The organism is Archangium sp., from assembly GCF_045802675.1.
In the GTDB taxonomy this organism is placed as follows: domain Bacteria; phylum Myxococcota; class Myxococcia; order Myxococcales; family Myxococcaceae; genus Archangium.
In genome coordinates, this window is record NZ_JBJMQO010000059.1 from 61,895 (window position 1) to 76,747 (window position 14,853).

Sequence of the window (14,853 nt, forward strand, 5' to 3'; positions counted from 1 at the left end):
CCTCAGTGAGAGGCCGCGGCGGGAGCGGAGCGGCGGGGCGGCGCCCACAGCGAGAAGCGCAGGCCCGTCTGGACGGACCACTCCCAGACGTTGGCCACGTCCGGGATGTCGTTGCGCCACTGGCCCCGCCCGTCGAGCACGAGGCTCAGGGGCTGATCGTTGAAGGCCAGGAGGATGAGCTCATAGCCGGCGCGCACCCGCAGCCGCTCCGGGTCCATCGGGCGGCCCTCCACCGCCTCGCCGAGGTAGATCTTCTCCGCCTCGGCCCCGAAGGTGAGGTGGTGGAAGCCATTGGCGTCGAGGGTGAAGTCGCCCTCGAGCACGGCGCCGGGGACGAGCGTGAAGAAGTGGTTCGAGCGGTCGTACTCCACCGAGGGGCCCGCACGCACGCGCACGTACGAGGTCAGGTCGCGCGAGTGCCACAGGTCCAGCGTCAGGTGTCCGGTGACGAAGGTGTAGAAGAGGGCCTCGGTGCCGGAGCGGCGGAGTTGCTCCAGGCGCAGCACCTCCAGCCACGTGCCCATGTCGAAGGTGAAGTCGTGGCGGCGGGGCTTGCCGACGAAGGTGGTCACCCTCACGAGTGGCGTTTCCGGCCGCATGTTGGTGTCGTAGCGCAGCAGCGTGGCGTCGATCGACGACTGCTGGCCGAGCACCAGCCTGGTGTCGAGCAGGGTGATGCGGTGCATCCGATCCGATTCGTCACTGGGAAACTCGGTGATGATGCCGAAGTCCACCCGGCCCCGCGAGAAGGTGCGCCCCTCGTCCTGGCGCCACAGGGGGGCCCACGCCCCGCCGAGCCAGACGCGCCGGTGCAGGTCGAAGTTGAACTGCATCACCCGGCCGTGCTCGTCGCGGTACCAACCGGCGGGGGCCTCGGCGCTGGCGGGCTCGAAGGTGTAGTCCCCGGCCATGTACATGCGGAGCTGGCTGAGGTCGGCGGTGCAGGGCGTGACGCGCTCGAGGAACCGGTCACTCTCCGTGCCATCCACCTCCAACTCATGCACGGGCGCGGCGAGGCAGCGCCGGGTCTTGTCGTCGCATTGCACCCGGTAGCCGCCCGAGGGCACCTGGGTCGACGGCGCGAGTGTGGCGCACCAGGTGGTCTGCCCATAGGTCATGACGGGCAGGGGAGACTGCGGGGGAGCGAGCGTCGGGGTGCTCCGCGCGGGGGGAGTCCCGGCTTCCGGAGGAGGCTCGGTGCTCGCGGTCTGGGAGAGCAGGACGGCGAGGAGCACGGCGGTCATCATGAGCGGGCCTCCCGGGGGGCCCCGCGGTGCGCGGGGTGGGCGAGCTGGGAGATTCAAGACACATGCCCCCGCCTGGAGACCAGCCCGGCGAGTGCGAGGTGTGCAAACAGGTGTGCAGCCCGGGGCACGATGCGCGGCAGACTGCACGCACCCGGGCCCTGGCGGAGGTCGACCGGAGCGGAGGGCAGGGATATAAGGCCGCGACCCGTGCGAGGAGCGCGGGCCCATGCGGACGGAGGCGTGTTTCCCCGTGTCGAGCAACGGAGCTGAGCAGCAGGAGCCGCAGACCCTCACCGAGGCCGTCCTCGGCAAGGGTATCCACCAGGAGTCCTGGGCGAAGCGCTGGATGACGCTGGAGCCGTCGCTGCGCGTGGCGTTGGCGACGGCGGTGTTCTCCGCGCTGCTTTTCATCCCCTACCTGGGCGCGGTGGGCCTGTGGGATCCCTGGGAGACGCACTACGGCGAGGTGGCGCGCGAGATGATCCAGCGCCGCGACTACGTGTTCCCCTTCTGGGAGAACGCGTGGTTCTTCTCCAAGCCGGCGCTCACCATGTGGATGCAGGCGCTGGGCATGGAGGTGGTGGGGACGATGCGCACCGAAGGGGCGCTCGGGCTCTACACCGAGTGGGGCATGCGGCTGCCCTTCGCCCTGCTGAGCATCGCCGCGGTGTCGTTGCTGTCGCTCGCGGTGGCGCGGGTGGTGAACCGGCGCGCGGGCCTGGCCACGGGCTTCGTGCTGGCCACCATGCCGCTCTACTTCCTGCTCACCCGGCAGGCCGTGACGGACACCCCCTTCGTCACCACGCTGGTGTGCGCCATGGCGTGCGCGCTCATCGGCCAGCTCGACGAGACCACGAAGCACCGCGCCGGCTGGTGGTACGCCTTCTACGTCTTCGCGGGCCTGTCCACCCTGGCCAAGGGCCTGCTGGGCGTGGGCCTGCCGGCCGTCATCCTCATCCTCTACGCCCTCTTCGCCGTCATCCCCTACGATGCGAAGAGCCTCAACGCGCACTTGCGCTGGCTGCTCGAGCGCTCCTTCCGCGCCGAGGTGCGCGAGGGCAAGCAGCCCATGCCGGTGCTGTGGGCGCAGATGTACAAGATGAAGCTGGGCACGGGCGTGCTCGTGTTCTTCGCGGTGGCCGTGCCCTGGTACCTCGTCATGTGCCTCTTCGACGGCGTGGACGACGAGAGCAATCTCTTCTGGTACCGCTTCTTCATCCACGACCACCTCAACCGCCTGAGCGCGGGCGTGCACACCACCACGCCGGGCGGCTCCTTCGTCTACTTCATCGAGCAGGGCGGCTTCGCCATCTTCCCCTGGGTGGCGCTGGTGCCGGGGGCCTTCGCCGTCGTGTCCCGGCTGCGCATGCGCTCGCGCGACAAGGCGGACCACCTGGCCCTCATCGCCGCGCTCTGGGTGGCCTTCTCCTTCTTCCTGCTGTCCTCCTCGGCCACCAAGTTCCACCACTACGTCTTCCCGGTGCTGCCGGGCCTGGCCATCCTCATCGCCCTCTTCGTGGACAAGCTCTGGGAAGAGGGCATCTCCACCCACGCGATGAGCCTCGTCTTCGGGCTCATCCTCTTCATCCTCGTGGGCCATGACCTGGCCAACAACCCGAAGGACTTCACCGACCTCTTCGTCTACAACTACGACCGGCCGTACCCCACCGAGCTCGTCACCAAACCCATCGCCATGTTCGCCTCCCGCCCGCTCTGGGTGGGAGACCTGATGACGCTGGTGCTGCTCGCCGTGGGCGCCTGGCTCTCCGTGGGCGTCTTCCAGAAGAAGTCCCAGGGCTCGGCGTCCGCGCGCGCCGTGGCGCTCTTGTGCCTGGCCGTGGGCGGGGCCTTGCTCGTGCCCATGGGCTCGGCCGGCTCGCTGCCCGCGACTCCCGCCGTGGGCGTGGCCCTGTTCCTCGTGGGCGTCTGGGTGGCGTGGCAGGCGAACCGGGCGGACGCGGACTCGCGCACCGGGCTGTGGGTGTTCGCCTCGGGCCTGCTGCTGGTGGGCGCCATGGCCACCGTGCGCGGCCTGCGCATGTCGGCGGCGAGCGACTCGTTCCTCAAGTCCCTCTCCGAGCCCGTCAACGTGAAGATGGCCATGGGCTTCGCCTTCGCCGTGGCGGGCGTCATCGCCGTGGTGGCGGCCATTCAGCGCCACCGGGTGATGCTGTATGGCACCTTCTGGGCGCTCGCGGCCGGCTTCGCCCTCTGGTTCAACTGGGGCCACTGGGTGGACCTGTCCCACCACTGGACGCAGCGAGACCTCTTCTGGCGCTACTACGCCCAGCGCAAGCCGGACGAGCCCATCACCGCCTTCATGATGAACTGGCGCGGCGAGACGTTCTATTCGCGCAACCAGGTGAAGCAGATCCGCGAGGTGCCCAAGCTCAAGCCCTTCGTCGACCAGCCCGGCCGAGAGTGGGCCCTCGTCGAGCACAACCGGCTCGGACTGCTGAAGCAGGCCGCGGGTGCCGACAAGGTCATCACCGTCATCGATCGCGACATCAACAACAAGTTCGTCCTGGTAACGATCGATTGAGCGGCATCTCCGTTCAGGGCCTCGCCAAGCGCTTCGGCGCCCGCACCGCGGTGGAGGGGCTGACCTTCGACGTCCGCCCCGGAGAGGTGTTCGGTCTGCTCGGGCCCAACGGCGCGGGGAAGACGACCACGGTGCGCATGCTCACCGGCCTCCTCCAGCCCTCGGAGGGCGAGGCGCGCGTGTGGGGCCACTCGGTGCGCACCGATGGCGAAGCCCTGCGCCGCGTGGTGGGCCTGCTCACCGAGCAGCCCGGCCTCTATGAGCGGCTGAGCGCTCGCGACAACCTGCGCTTCTTCATGAAGCTGCACGAGCTGGACGAGCGCGCCGTGTGGCCGCGCGTCAATACCTACCTGGAGCGCTTCGGGCTGGCGGGCCGGGAGAACGACCCCTGCGGGAGCTTCTCCAAGGGCATGCGGCAGAAGCTGGCCATCGTGCGCACGCTGGTGCACGACCCCAAGGTCATCTTCCTGGACGAGCCCACGAGCGGCCTGGACCCCGAGTCGGCGCGCACCGTGCGCGACGCGGTGGCGGAGCTGGCGGCGGAGGGGCGCACCATCGTGCTGTGCTCGCACAACCTGGCCGAGGTGGAGCGGTTGTGCACGCGGGTGGCGGTGGTGAAGGGGCGGCTGTTGGCCATGGCGCCCGTGAAGGAGCTGCGGCGCGCGGGCAGTGCGCTGGACGTGCGGGTGGAGGGCGAGGCGGATCGTTTCGTCGAGTCCCTGCGCGCATTGCCCTTCGCGCCCAACGTGCTCGCCGAGGGCGCGCGGCTGCGGGTGATGCTGGCCGACGAGGAGCACGCCCCGGACGTGGTGGCGTGTCTGGTGGGGGCGGGAGCGCGCGTGCACAGCGCGGTGCCGGCCCAGCGCCCGCTCGAGGAGGTCTACCTGGAGCTCATCCGCGAGGGGAGGGTGTAACCCATGGCGTTTCGTCCCCGGCGCGCGCTGGCCGTCTTCTGGAAGGACTTCCTGGACCTGCGCAAGACGCCCTCGCTGCTGGCCGCCATGGTGGCGCTGCCGATGGTCCTGGTCATCGTGCCGATGATCGTCGTCTGGACGTACGTGAGAGACCCGAACGACGCCAACCTGCGCGTCATCGCCCTCTACTACGACTCGACGCTGCCGCTGGGCGCCAACGCGGGCCGCTTCCTGGTGGAGCGCACGCTGCTGGACTGGTTCGGCATGTTCCTGGTGATGCCGGTGTTCGTCCCCATCCTCATCTCCTCGCAGAGCGTGGCGGGGGAGAAGGAGCGGCGCACGCTGGAGCCGCTGCTGGCCTCGCCGGTGACGGCCATGGAGCTGGTGGCCGGCAAGAGCCTGGCCTCGCTGGTGCCGGCGATCATCATCACCTGGCTGGCCTTCGTGCTGCTGTGCATCGGCGTGGACGTGGTGGCGTGGCCCCTGGGCCAGGGCCTGATGATGCCCAGCACGCTGTGGCTCTTCGGGGTGCTCGTGCTGGCGCCGCCCTTCGCCTTCTTCGGCAACGGCGTGGCGGTGCTCATCTCCGCGCGCGTGGCCGAGGCACGCACCGCCCAGCAGATCTCCGCGCTCGTGGTGCTGCCGTTCGTGGGGCTGGTGGGCGGCCAGGTGGCGGGCGTCTTGAACGCAGGGCCGGCCTATTACGCCGTGCAGGGCGCGGTGGTGCTGCTGCTCGACGCGGTGCTGCTGTGGGCGAGCCTGCGCCTGCTGGACCGCGAGCGCCTCATCAGCCGCTGGGGGTAGCCGGGCGGACCATCGCCTGCCGGGTTGACTGGCCAAGGGTGCGCAACCTCTGGCATGTTCCTGGAGCAGGCCGGGGGCAGGGCGATCGGCGGGCATGCAATGGGCCCGGTCGCTATGCGTTAGAGGGGTAGGCGGCGTGGGCCCCCGGTAGTCGACGCGGTCTCTGGAGGCGACGAAAGCACGATGGGATTCTTCGGTACGATCAAGGACGAGACGAAGCGCAACTTCATTGCGCGCGCTGACGAGGCGAAGGGCGAGATTGTCTACAAGTATCCGGAGAAGAACATCCGGATGCTCACCCAGCTCACCGTCGATGCCGACGAGGTCGCTCTCTTCGTCAAGGACGGGAAGGTGGAGGGCAAGCTGGGACCGGGCCGGCACCAGCTCGACACGAGCAACATCCCGTTCCTGTCGCGGCTGCTCGAGGGCTTCACTGGCGGCAACCTGTTCATCGCCGAGGTGTTCTTCGTCTCCACGCGCGAGTTCACGGGCCTGAAGTTCGGCGGCCCCATCGGTGACGTGCGCGACCCGGAGACGGGGCTGGGCATCGGCACCATGGTGTACGGCGACTTCTCCATCCGGGTGACGGAGCCGGAGAAGCTCGTGGTGGGCCTGGTGGGCATGGGCCGCACGGGCAACGCGGACTTCGTGGGCTGGTTCAAGAACCAGGTGCTCAAGGTGACGCGCGATCGCATCGCCGAGCTGCTGGTGAAGAAGCGCTGGCCGCTGCTGGACGTGACGAGCGGCGCGTACACGGAGGAGATCGAGACCGAGGTGATCGCCGGTCTCAAGCCCCACGTGGACAGCTACGGCATGACCGTGGTGCGGATGGGCAACTTCCACGTCAGCATCAAGGAGGAGGACGAGGCGACGCTGAAGAAGCTGTCGAAGGACGTGGCGTACTCGCGTCTGGCGGGCGGCTTCCAGCAGTACGCGCAGGGTCAGGCGATGCTCGGCGCCTCCGAGGGCATGGCCAAGGGCGGTGGCGGCTCCGACGGTGCGCTGCAGGGCATGGGGATGGGCATGGGCTTCGGCATGGCCCAGATGTTCTCCAACCAGCAGCAGCAGAATCAGCAGCAGCAGCACCCGCAGAATCAGCAGCAGCAGCCTCCTCCCGCGGCGGCTCCGGCGGCGGACACGCGCAGCCCGGCGCAGCGGCTCAAGGAGATCAAGGAGCTGAAGGACGCGGGCGTGCTCTCCGACGAGGAGTACAACGCCAAGCGCGCCGAGCTGATGAAGCTGCTGTAGTCCCAGGCATCTGAAATCGCCCGCTGTACCCCGAGGCCTCCGTCCGTGTTCCGGGCGGGGGCCTGCGTGCTTTCGGAGGACCAGGGCGAGCTCGTCGTGGGCACGTACTCCCCACGGGGTATTTCCGGAGCGCAACGCTACCTATAAGGTCTCCGGGAAGTTGCCCTCCCATGCTGGAGGGCACCCGGGGCGCGGTGCTCCGGGTCCGCGGGGGGTACATGGTCAGGATTCTTCATTCGGCGGACTGGCAGATGGGTCTTCGGGCGCAGCACGTGGCGCTCGTGGCTGCCGAGGTCCGCAAGGCGAGGCTGGAGGCCGCTCGCAAGGTCATCCGCACGGCCAACAGCCAGAGTGTGGATGGCGTGGTCCTCGCGGGCGACATTTTCGAAGACAACTTCGTCGAGGATCGACTCGTCCACGAGGTCGTGGCGGTGCTCGCGGAGTCCCGTGTCCCGGTGTACGTGCTCCCCGGCAACCATGATGCACTGACCCCGGATTCCATCTACCGGCGAGCCTCCTGGAGGCAGCGCCCCGGGCACGTCATCATTCTGGACGGGGACGCCGCCGTGCCCATTCCCGAGACGAACGCGGTCCTTCTTCCCGCCCCACTGCGTCAGAAGAAGGGCATGAAGGATCCAACCGCCGGGTGGACGGCGCAGGCGGACCTGGACGCCATCCGTATCGGCGTGGCGCACGGCTCGCTGCGCATTGAGCGCAAGTACGCCGCGGATGATTTCCCCATTGCCCTGGATGCGGTGGCCCGGAGCGGCCTCGACTACCTGGCTCTCGGTCACTGGCACGGGCAGTACATCCACGAGGGGCGGACGGCCTACTGCGGTGCCCACGAGACGACGAAATTCGGTGAGGACGGCTCGGGCCAGGCGCTGTTGGTGGAGATCGCCTCGCGCGGCGCCATGCCCCGGCTGACGCCCATCTCCACGGGCTCGCTGTCGTGGCGGAGCCTGGAGTTGGACTTGAGTCAGGGAGCCGGGCAGGAGGTGGCTCGCGCCCGCAGCCTCGTGGCGGACCTACCCCATCCGGAGAAGACCCTCCTGCGGATTCGCACCACGGGCACCTCGTTGGATGACGACTCCTCGTTGTTGCGCGGGCTCGAGGACTCGCTGCTGGGCAAGGGGTTCCTCCATGTCGGCATGGAGCGCAACGATGTGCCCCGCGCCGAAGCGGAAGGGCGGCTCGCGGAGCTCGCCGCGTCGAGCAGCCTCCTCTCCTCGCTGTTGGGGGAACTGGGCGGGCCTGCGGTGGCCACGCCGTCGGCAGCGCCGGATGCCGTCAAGCTAGCGACCCGGCAGTTGCTCACGGAGTTGGTGATGGAGGTGTGGAAATGATTCTGCGCAGGCTTCACGTCCAGCACTTCCGTTGCTTCCGCAACCCGGTGGAACTCTCCGGTCTGGGCACGGGCGTCCACGTCATCCACGCTCCCAACGAGACGGGCAAGTCGAGTCTCATCCTCGCCGTCGCGCGAGCCCTCTTCGATCGCTACTCGACGAAGGACCGGGAGATTCAGCAACTGCGTCCCTGGCAGACGACGCTCTCTCCACGTATCACCCTGGAGTTCGAGACGGCCGGTAAGCGCTTCCGGTTGGAGAAGGCCTTCCTGGAAGATGCCTCCAGCCTGTTGGAGGAGTGGACGGGAAGCCGCTTCGAGCGACTCGCCGACTCGCAGCAGGCGGATGAGCTCGTCCGCGGCTTCCTCGCCTCCAGCGTGCCGGGTAACGGCGCGACCAAGGTGGGGCATTGGGGGCTGGCACGCCTGCTCTGGTTGAATCAGACGCCCGAGCGCCATGTCCTTCCTTCCCTGGATACTCCGCTCAAGTCCCGGCTGTTGGAGACCGTCGGCGTCGCGGCCCTGAGTGACGAGGAGCAGTCGCTGTTGAGGTCCATCGAGGGCGTCTACCGCCAGTTCTATACGCCGAAGACGGGCAAGCCCGTCGCTGGCAGCGACCTGCTCGAGCAGGAGGAGCAGGTCCGGCTCCTCGAGGCGGAGGTCGTGCGGCTGCTCCAGCGCAAGGAGCAGACCGCGCAATTCGCCGAGGACATCTCGGACACGCAGCACACCCTGTCGTCCCTTGCCCAGGAGAAGGAGGACTACGCGCGGCAGCTCGCCAGCCTGCGGGAGCGCATCGCGGAGGAGGCGAAGGTGGAGCAGCAACTCGCGCTTCGGGAGAAGGACGTCGAGCGCCAGCGCCAGCTCCGGCAGACCCTCGATCAGAAGCAGCGAGACCTGATCGCGCTCCAGCGAAAGGTGGCCCACCACAGGGCCGTCGCGAAGCAGAAGGAGCCCTCCGTCCAGGAGGCGCAGCGGGCGCGCGCCCTCACGGCGCAATCGCTCCAGGACTCCACGGAGCGGTACACGGTCCAGCAGGGAGAGGTGGAAAAGGCCGAGCAGCGGCTGGACCGGGGACGGCTCCTGGAAGGGGCCCGGGACTTGTTGGAGTCCCATCGCAAGCTGGAGGGACTCCTCAAGCAGGGGGCGCGCCTGGAAAAGGCCGTGGAGAACAACCGGCACAAGCCGGGGGCGACCAGGGTGTTGTCCACGGCTGACATCAAGCGCACGGAGGACGTGCAGCGCAAGCTGGAGCAGGCCCAGGCCCGGCTGGAGGCCCAGGGCATCGAGGTCGTCTTCTCGGCCGAGAGCCCGCAGAACCTCGAGTGGGAAGCCCAGGGCCATACCACCCGGCACAAGGTCTCCAAGGACGAGCGGAAGGTCTTCGCGGGCGTGAGCGCTGGAGGGCTGCGCATCAAGGGCGTGGGCCTGCTGAGCGTGCGCACCGGGGCGGAGGAGATTGGCAAGCTCCAGGCCGAGGTCGAGAAACACTGCAAGGAATTGGCGCGCCGCCTTCACGAGCAGGGCGTCGAGAACCTCGCCGGACTGCGCGAGGCGTGGGAGGCCCAGCAGGTCCAACTCCAGGAACAGCAGAAGCACGAGAGCGCGTTGAACACCTTCCTGGAGACGGCTGGGGTCGAGAGCGTCGAGGCCCTCCAGGAGAATCAGCGCAAGACGGCGGGGGAAATCGGCGCCAGGGCCGCGCAACTCGGCCTGGCCGTGGAGGCGCTGGCCACCTACCGGTTCCCCGAGGTCTCGGTCCTCACGGAGGAGGCGAAGGTCTGCAAACGCGAGCTGAAGAGCCGGGAGAAGGCGCGAGATGACGCCAAGACCGCGCACGCGGAGGCGGAGCAGCACCTGCGCGACCTTACCCAGGAGCGCGATGCCGCGAACGAGAATGCCCGGACGTTGGATTTGGAGCTGCAGTCCCAGCTCGGCGCCTTGGGGAAGTCGCTCGAACAGCTCGGTGCGGAGGTCGAGCAGGCGGGGGCGGAACTGGAGCGCCTGGAGAACATGCTCAAGGGGCTGCGGGCCCAGCTTCCCCGCCCCGAGGAGCGCGCATCGACGCGGCAGCGACAGCTCCAGGAAGCACTGACGCGCGTCGCGGACGCGGAGACGAAGGCCCAGGAGAAGATCATCCGCGCGCAGACGTTGCTCGACCAGGCGGCGGCGGATGGCTTGTACTCCCAGCTCTGCGAGGCGGAGGAGCGGCTGGCACTGGCGAAGGAGCGGTACCGGCTCATCCAAACGCGGGCGCGGGCTGCCGAGAGCCTGCGCTCACTGGCGCAGGCCTGGCAGGAGCAGGTGAGCCGGACGTTCGTGGGCCCCATCGAGCAGGAGATCCACTCCCGCCTGGAGCACATGCGCGGAGGTGGCCGTCCAGAGCGCCTCGTCTTGGACCCCGAGTTCAGTGAGGCCCAGATGCAGACCTCCGCGGGTCCGAAGCCCCTGGAGTGCTTCTCCTGGGGAACGCAGGAGCAGACGCTGTTCGCCCTGCGACTGGCGCTCGGTGGGCTGTTGTCCACGCGAGGCCCCCGGCCGGAGCCGCAGTTGGTCGTCCTGGACGATGCGCTGGTCAACACGGATGCCGCCCGGCACCGGCGCGCATTGGAGCTCATCGAGAACGCGGGGGACACGCTCCAGGTGCTCATCCTCACGGCCTTCCCGGAGCGCTACCGCACCCTCAGGGGCATGAAGGAGTTCGACCTCGGGGCGCTCGTCCAGGAGTCACGGTAGGCCACCGGAGCGGTGGCCTGCGGCAAGCAGGCGCGCGCCCAGGGAGTCAGTAGGTTTTCTTACCGCGAGGCTTCCGTCCGTGTTCCGGGCGGGAGCCTTCGTGCTTCCGGAGGGCCGTGGCCTCGGTGCTCTTCACGGAGCGGGCGTGCCGGGTCGCGGCCTTCCGGAGCTTCGAGGCCTTTGAGATGCGGGCCTTCGCGGAGAGCGGCTTCTTCGCCGAGGCCGTCTTCGAGGCCGCCACCGTCTTCTTCGAGGCCGAAGCCGCCGCCGAGGTCAGCTTTGGAGCCGGAGCCGTGGGCGCGGACTCGCTCCTGGGCGTGGCAGCGGGCACCGCCGGAGCGGGCTCCTGGGCCGGAGTCTCGGAGTCAGCCGCCGGGGTGTTCTCGGGAGAGTCCGGGGCGGTGGGCCGCGGGGCCTCCTGCGCCGGGGCCTCGCCCTCGTCATGGGCGCCCAGCTTGATGGGCACGCCCAGCGTGGTGCCGAGCCGCAGCAGGAGCACATCCGGGGCGATGCCCTTCTCGCCCATGGCCTCGGCCACCTCGCGCGCGGAGAGCGCATTGCCGTGGCTCCACAGCTCCCGGAGGAACTTGCCGGACTCCGGCTCGTGCCACCAGGCCGGGCCGAAGCGCGCCTTGAGCTGGCCCTGGAGCTGGCCGGCGAGGAACCACGCGCGGAAGTTGTCCGCGGACTGGAAGAAGTCCTCCTGCTCCACCGCGTAGCGCGCGACGTCGTCGTCCGTGGCGGGCATCTCGTCCACGCGCTCGATGATGGCCTTGTACAGCTCGCGCGCGTCCACCGCCTCCTCCTGCTGCCGGTGCAGCGCGAGCTGGTAGAGCAGCTTGCCCGCGGCGCGGCGGATGAGGAACAGCTTGTGGGCGCTCGTCGCGGCCAGGTACGCGGCGCGGTCCTTGCCCGTCAGCCCCACGTGCTCCTCCAGCCACACGGGGTCCTCCGCGAGGTCCTCGAAGAGGGCCGCGTACGCCTCGGTGACGGTGGTGTTGCCGAGCTTCGCCAGCTCGAAGCGTGACTCCTTGGTGAAGGCGTAGTGCAGCGCGTGGCCAACCTCGTGCATCAGCCGCGCCTGCTCCAGCGCGCCCTCGACGGGCCGCACCGACAGCCGCACGTCCCCGGGCACCTCGATGCCCAGCGCCAGCGGGCGCGAGCTCTTGCGCTTCACGTCATCGCGCGCGTCGATGCGCACGTTCTTCATCTCGCCCAGGTCGATGTCCATCCCCGCCAGCGTGCCGTGCGCGCGCAGCAGCAGCTCGCTCTTGGGGAAGAAGCCGTCCACCTCGCGGGGGCGGAACAGGCGCGGCAGGTCCGCCCGGGTGAGGCTCGTGAAGGGCATGCCCAGCTCGCGCTGCGAGAGCCGCTCCATCACTTCCTTGTAGGGCGCCTCGGTGGCCTGGAGCACCTCCTCGGCCAGCAGGGCCAGCCGGCCCAGGTCCGTCTGCCGCAGCTCGCCGCCGAAGGACTCGTACGAGGTGTAGCCCAGCTCGCGCAGCATCAGCTCCATGCGCTCCTCGCGCTTGCGCAGCACCAGGTTGAGCCGCTCCAGCGCGGGCGTGGCCGCGGTGTAGAGGGCCTTGCGCTTGGGCGCGCTGCGCTCGTTGGCCAGCTGCCGCTCCAGGTCGTGCCAGCGCACGTCCCGGCCCTCCACCTGGAAGCTCAGCGAGGCCTCCAGGGCCGCGAGGGTGTCGTTCTCCTCGGCGAGCTGCTGGGCGAGGTACTCGCCGGCGAAGTGGGACTGGAGCGCGGTGAGGGCGCGCAGCTCGCGCGCGTCCGTGGTGCGCTGGCGCACCCGGTCGATCTTCCGGATGTTGTCGAGGCTGAAGAGCGCCTCCTTGCCCACGTACGTGGAGGCCATGTCCGCCTTGGCGCCCTCGGCCCAATAGCGCCACACCAGCAGGTCCTGCGCCTTGAGCAGGGCCTCGGCCTCGGTGGCGAGCTGGGCCACCTCGTTGGCCTGTTTCTTCGCCTCGGTGAGGGGGGCGGTGGAAGCCTTGGTGTTGACGCACCCGCCGAGGGAGCTGAGGCCGAAGAGGAGGACGAGTGCGGGAAGCCTTGGGCGCATGGGAAGCGCAATGTAACTTCCGCGGCGCTCATGCCCAATCAACTCCAGTGGCGCTCGGCCGCCGCCCGGCAGGCACTCTACGGAGCCCTCCGCCGTTTCTTCACCCAGCTCGGCTACCTCGAGGTGGACACGCCGCTGCTCGTCCCCACCCCGGGGATGGAGCCCCACATCACCGCCTTCGAGGCCCCCTTCGTCCCCGAGACGGACGTGGGGCAGCGCCGCCCGCTCTACCTGCACACCAGCCCCGAGTACGCCATGAAGCGGCTGCTCGCCGACGGGGCGGGGCCCCTGTTTCAAATCTGCAAGGTGTTCCGCAACGGGGAGGTGTCGCGGACGCACAACCCCGAGTTCACCCTGCTGGAGTTCTACCGGCCGCGGGCGGACTACCACGCCATCATGGCGGACCTGGAGGGCGCCCTGGCCGAGGCGGACCGGACGGTGGGGGGCGATGGCTTCTTCACCCGCACGCCCTACGAGCGGCTGTCGGTGCGCGACGCGGTGCTGCGGGAAACGGGCGTCGACTTGAGGGCCCATGCGGATGGGCTCTCACTGAAGCGGGCGGCGGAGGCGGCCGGGGTGCGCACCGGGGACGCCACGAGCTTCGATGACGTCTTCTTCCACCTCTTCCTGCAGAAGGTGGAGGGGAAGCTGGGTTGGGACCGGCCCACCTACCTGACGGAGTACCCCGCTTCCATGGCTTCACTGGCGAGGCTCAAGCCCGAGGATCCCACGGTGGCCGAGCGCACGGAGCTGTACGCGAAGGGCCTGGAGCTGGCCAACGGCTTCTCCGAGCTGACGGACGCGGTGGAGCAGCGGGCCCGTCTGGTAGAGGAGCAGGAGTTCCGGCGCAAGTCCGGGCGGGCCGTCTATCCACTGGACGAGCGGTTCCTCGACGCGGTAGGGCGCATGCCGCCCTCGGCGGGCATCGCCGTGGGGTTGGATCGTATCCTGATGCTGTTGCTGGGCGTGGAGAGCATCTCCGATGTCCTCCTCTTCCCGGCACATGAATTCGTTTGAAGTGGAAGACGCGATATGGCCACGAAGAAGCAGCCGCAGCCCTACTCCTCGCAAGCCCACCCCTGGCATGGCGTCTCGCCGGGTGAGGAGGCTCCCGAGATCGTCACCGCCTACATCGAGATCGTCCCCACCGACACGGTGAAGTACGAGCTGGACAAGGAGACAGGCATCCTCCGGTTGGACCGGCCGCAGCGGTTCTCCAGCCAGTGCCCCACGCTCTACGGGTTCATCCCCCAGACGTACTGCGATGAGTTGGTGGCGAAGCGCTGTGCCGAGCGCACCGGCATCAAGGACATCAAGGGTGATGGCGATGCGCTCGACATCTGCGTGCTGACGGAGAAGGTCATCACCAACGGGGCCTTGCTGGTGCACGCGATTCCGGTGGGCGGCTTCCGCATGGTCGACGGCAAGGAGGCCGACGACAAGATCATCGCCGTGCTGGAGTCGGACCTCGTCTACGGGGCACTGCAGCACGTGGCGCAACTGCCGACCGCCCTCGTCGAGCGTCTCAAGCACTACTTCCTCACCTACAAGCAGATTCCCAGTGAGGTGAAGCGCTCGGTGGAGATCGTGGAGATGTACGACCAGAGTGAGGCGCACGAGATCATCCGGCGCAGCATGAAGGACTACCAGCGCGTGTACGGGCGCCCGGCGCCGCACAAGCCGCGCGCCCGCAAGAGCTAAGCCATAGGAACTAAGTTCTTTCAGGGGTCCGGCGAGCAGGACGGAGAAGAGTCCGGAGCACGCCGGGCCGGCTCAGCTGCTGTAGGCGACTGACGGCCTGAGCATAGAAGGAGTCGCGCTTCTTCGTCAGCATGCGACTGAAGAAGGTGTCCTTGGTGTGGCCCCAGAAGCCCTCAATCCAGTTGAGACTCTCGGACGTGTACTTCGGCAGGAAGATGGGGGTTACCCACTGCCGCGCCGCC

10 protein-coding genes are annotated in these 14,853 nt (G+C 68.8%); 8 read left to right on the forward strand and 2 right to left on the reverse strand.

The genetic code is table 11. The features are described from left to right. Window positions 1–2: 2 nt before the first annotated feature. Window positions 3–1,247 carry a hypothetical protein gene (locus tag ACJ8AN_RS17515; RefSeq protein WP_407756522.1) on the reverse strand — a complete coding sequence of 415 codons (1,245 nt, stop codon included), beginning with the start codon at window positions 1,245–1,247 and terminating at the stop codon, window positions 3–5. Between the two features lie 226 nt (window positions 1,248–1,473). Here ACJ8AN_RS17515 and ACJ8AN_RS17520 point away from each other — a divergent pair, with 226 nt between their 5' ends. The 6 genes from ACJ8AN_RS17520 to ACJ8AN_RS17545 all read left to right on the forward strand — a co-directional run bounded on the left by ACJ8AN_RS17520 (window position 1,474) and on the right by ACJ8AN_RS17545 (window position 10,836). Next, window positions 1,474–3,789, forward strand: a complete 2,316-nt coding sequence (locus tag ACJ8AN_RS17520) for an ArnT family glycosyltransferase (RefSeq protein WP_407756523.1) — start codon at window positions 1,474–1,476, stop codon at window positions 3,787–3,789. Further along, a complete protein-coding gene (locus ACJ8AN_RS17525; RefSeq protein ID WP_407756524.1) occupies window positions 3,786–4,703 on the forward strand; it encodes an ABC transporter ATP-binding protein in 918 nt (305 codons plus the stop codon). The genes ACJ8AN_RS17520 and ACJ8AN_RS17525 overlap by 4 nt, the downstream gene beginning before the upstream one ends. A 3-nt stretch (window positions 4,704–4,706) precedes the next feature. Beyond that, complete coding sequence (locus ACJ8AN_RS17530; protein ID WP_407756525.1) at window positions 4,707–5,507, forward strand: ABC transporter permease subunit; 801 nt, start codon at window positions 4,707–4,709, stop codon at window positions 5,505–5,507. 183 nt (window positions 5,508–5,690) lie between these two features. Further along, window positions 5,691–6,755, forward strand: a complete 1,065-nt coding sequence (locus ACJ8AN_RS17535; RefSeq protein WP_407756526.1) for an SPFH domain-containing protein — start codon at window positions 5,691–5,693, stop codon at window positions 6,753–6,755. Between the two features lie 218 nt (window positions 6,756–6,973). Further along, window positions 6,974–8,101: an exonuclease SbcCD subunit D gene (locus tag ACJ8AN_RS17540; protein ID WP_407756527.1), complete on the forward strand. Its 1,128-nt coding sequence runs from the start codon at window positions 6,974–6,976 to the stop codon at window positions 8,099–8,101. Next, window positions 8,098–10,836, forward strand: a complete 2,739-nt coding sequence (locus ACJ8AN_RS17545) for a hypothetical protein (protein WP_407756528.1) — start codon at window positions 8,098–8,100, stop codon at window positions 10,834–10,836. The genes ACJ8AN_RS17540 and ACJ8AN_RS17545 overlap by 4 nt, the downstream gene beginning before the upstream one ends. Before the next feature lie 46 nt (window positions 10,837–10,882). On the opposite strand, the gene ACJ8AN_RS17550 is transcribed toward ACJ8AN_RS17545, so the two are convergent. Continuing rightward, window positions 10,883–12,910 carry a chromosome segregation protein SMC gene (locus tag ACJ8AN_RS17550; protein WP_407756529.1) on the reverse strand — a complete coding sequence of 676 codons (2,028 nt, stop codon included), beginning with the start codon at window positions 12,908–12,910 and terminating at the stop codon, window positions 10,883–10,885. Window positions 12,911–12,940: 30 nt separating this feature from the next. Between ACJ8AN_RS17550 and epmA the strand changes: the two genes are divergently transcribed. Next, window positions 12,941–13,927, forward strand: a complete 987-nt coding sequence (gene epmA, locus ACJ8AN_RS17555) for an EF-P lysine aminoacylase EpmA (RefSeq protein ID WP_407756530.1) — start codon at window positions 12,941–12,943, stop codon at window positions 13,925–13,927. Window positions 13,928–13,942: 15 nt separating this feature from the next. After that, complete coding sequence (locus ACJ8AN_RS17560) at window positions 13,943–14,611, forward strand: inorganic pyrophosphatase (RefSeq protein ID WP_407756531.1); 669 nt, start codon at window positions 13,943–13,945, stop codon at window positions 14,609–14,611. Window positions 14,612–14,853 lie beyond the last annotated feature (242 nt).

What these genes read in the sequence shown, in the direction of transcription:
- ACJ8AN_RS17540 (WP_407756527.1), top strand. Translation starts at nt 6,974, where the DNA reads ATGGTCAGGATTCTTCATTCGGCGGACTGGCAGATGGGTCTTCGGGCG.
- ACJ8AN_RS17560 (WP_407756531.1), top strand. Translation starts at nt 13,943, where the DNA reads ATGGCCACGAAGAAGCAGCCGCAGCCCTACTCCTCGCAAGCCCACCCC.
- ACJ8AN_RS17520 (WP_407756523.1), top strand. Translation starts at nt 1,474, where the DNA reads ATGCGGACGGAGGCGTGTTTCCCCGTGTCGAGCAACGGAGCTGAGCAG.
- epmA (WP_407756530.1), top strand. Translation starts at nt 12,941, where the DNA reads ATGCCCAATCAACTCCAGTGGCGCTCGGCCGCCGCCCGGCAGGCACTC.
- ACJ8AN_RS17535 (WP_407756526.1), top strand. Translation starts at nt 5,691, where the DNA reads ATGGGATTCTTCGGTACGATCAAGGACGAGACGAAGCGCAACTTCATT.
- ACJ8AN_RS17515 (WP_407756522.1), bottom strand. Translation starts at nt 1,247, where the DNA reads ATGATGACCGCCGTGCTCCTCGCCGTCCTGCTCTCCCAGACCGCGAGC.
- ACJ8AN_RS17550 (WP_407756529.1), bottom strand. Translation starts at nt 12,910, where the DNA reads ATGCGCCCAAGGCTTCCCGCACTCGTCCTCCTCTTCGGCCTCAGCTCC.
- ACJ8AN_RS17545 (WP_407756528.1), top strand. Translation starts at nt 8,098, where the DNA reads ATGATTCTGCGCAGGCTTCACGTCCAGCACTTCCGTTGCTTCCGCAAC.
- ACJ8AN_RS17530 (WP_407756525.1), top strand. Translation starts at nt 4,707, where the DNA reads ATGGCGTTTCGTCCCCGGCGCGCGCTGGCCGTCTTCTGGAAGGACTTC.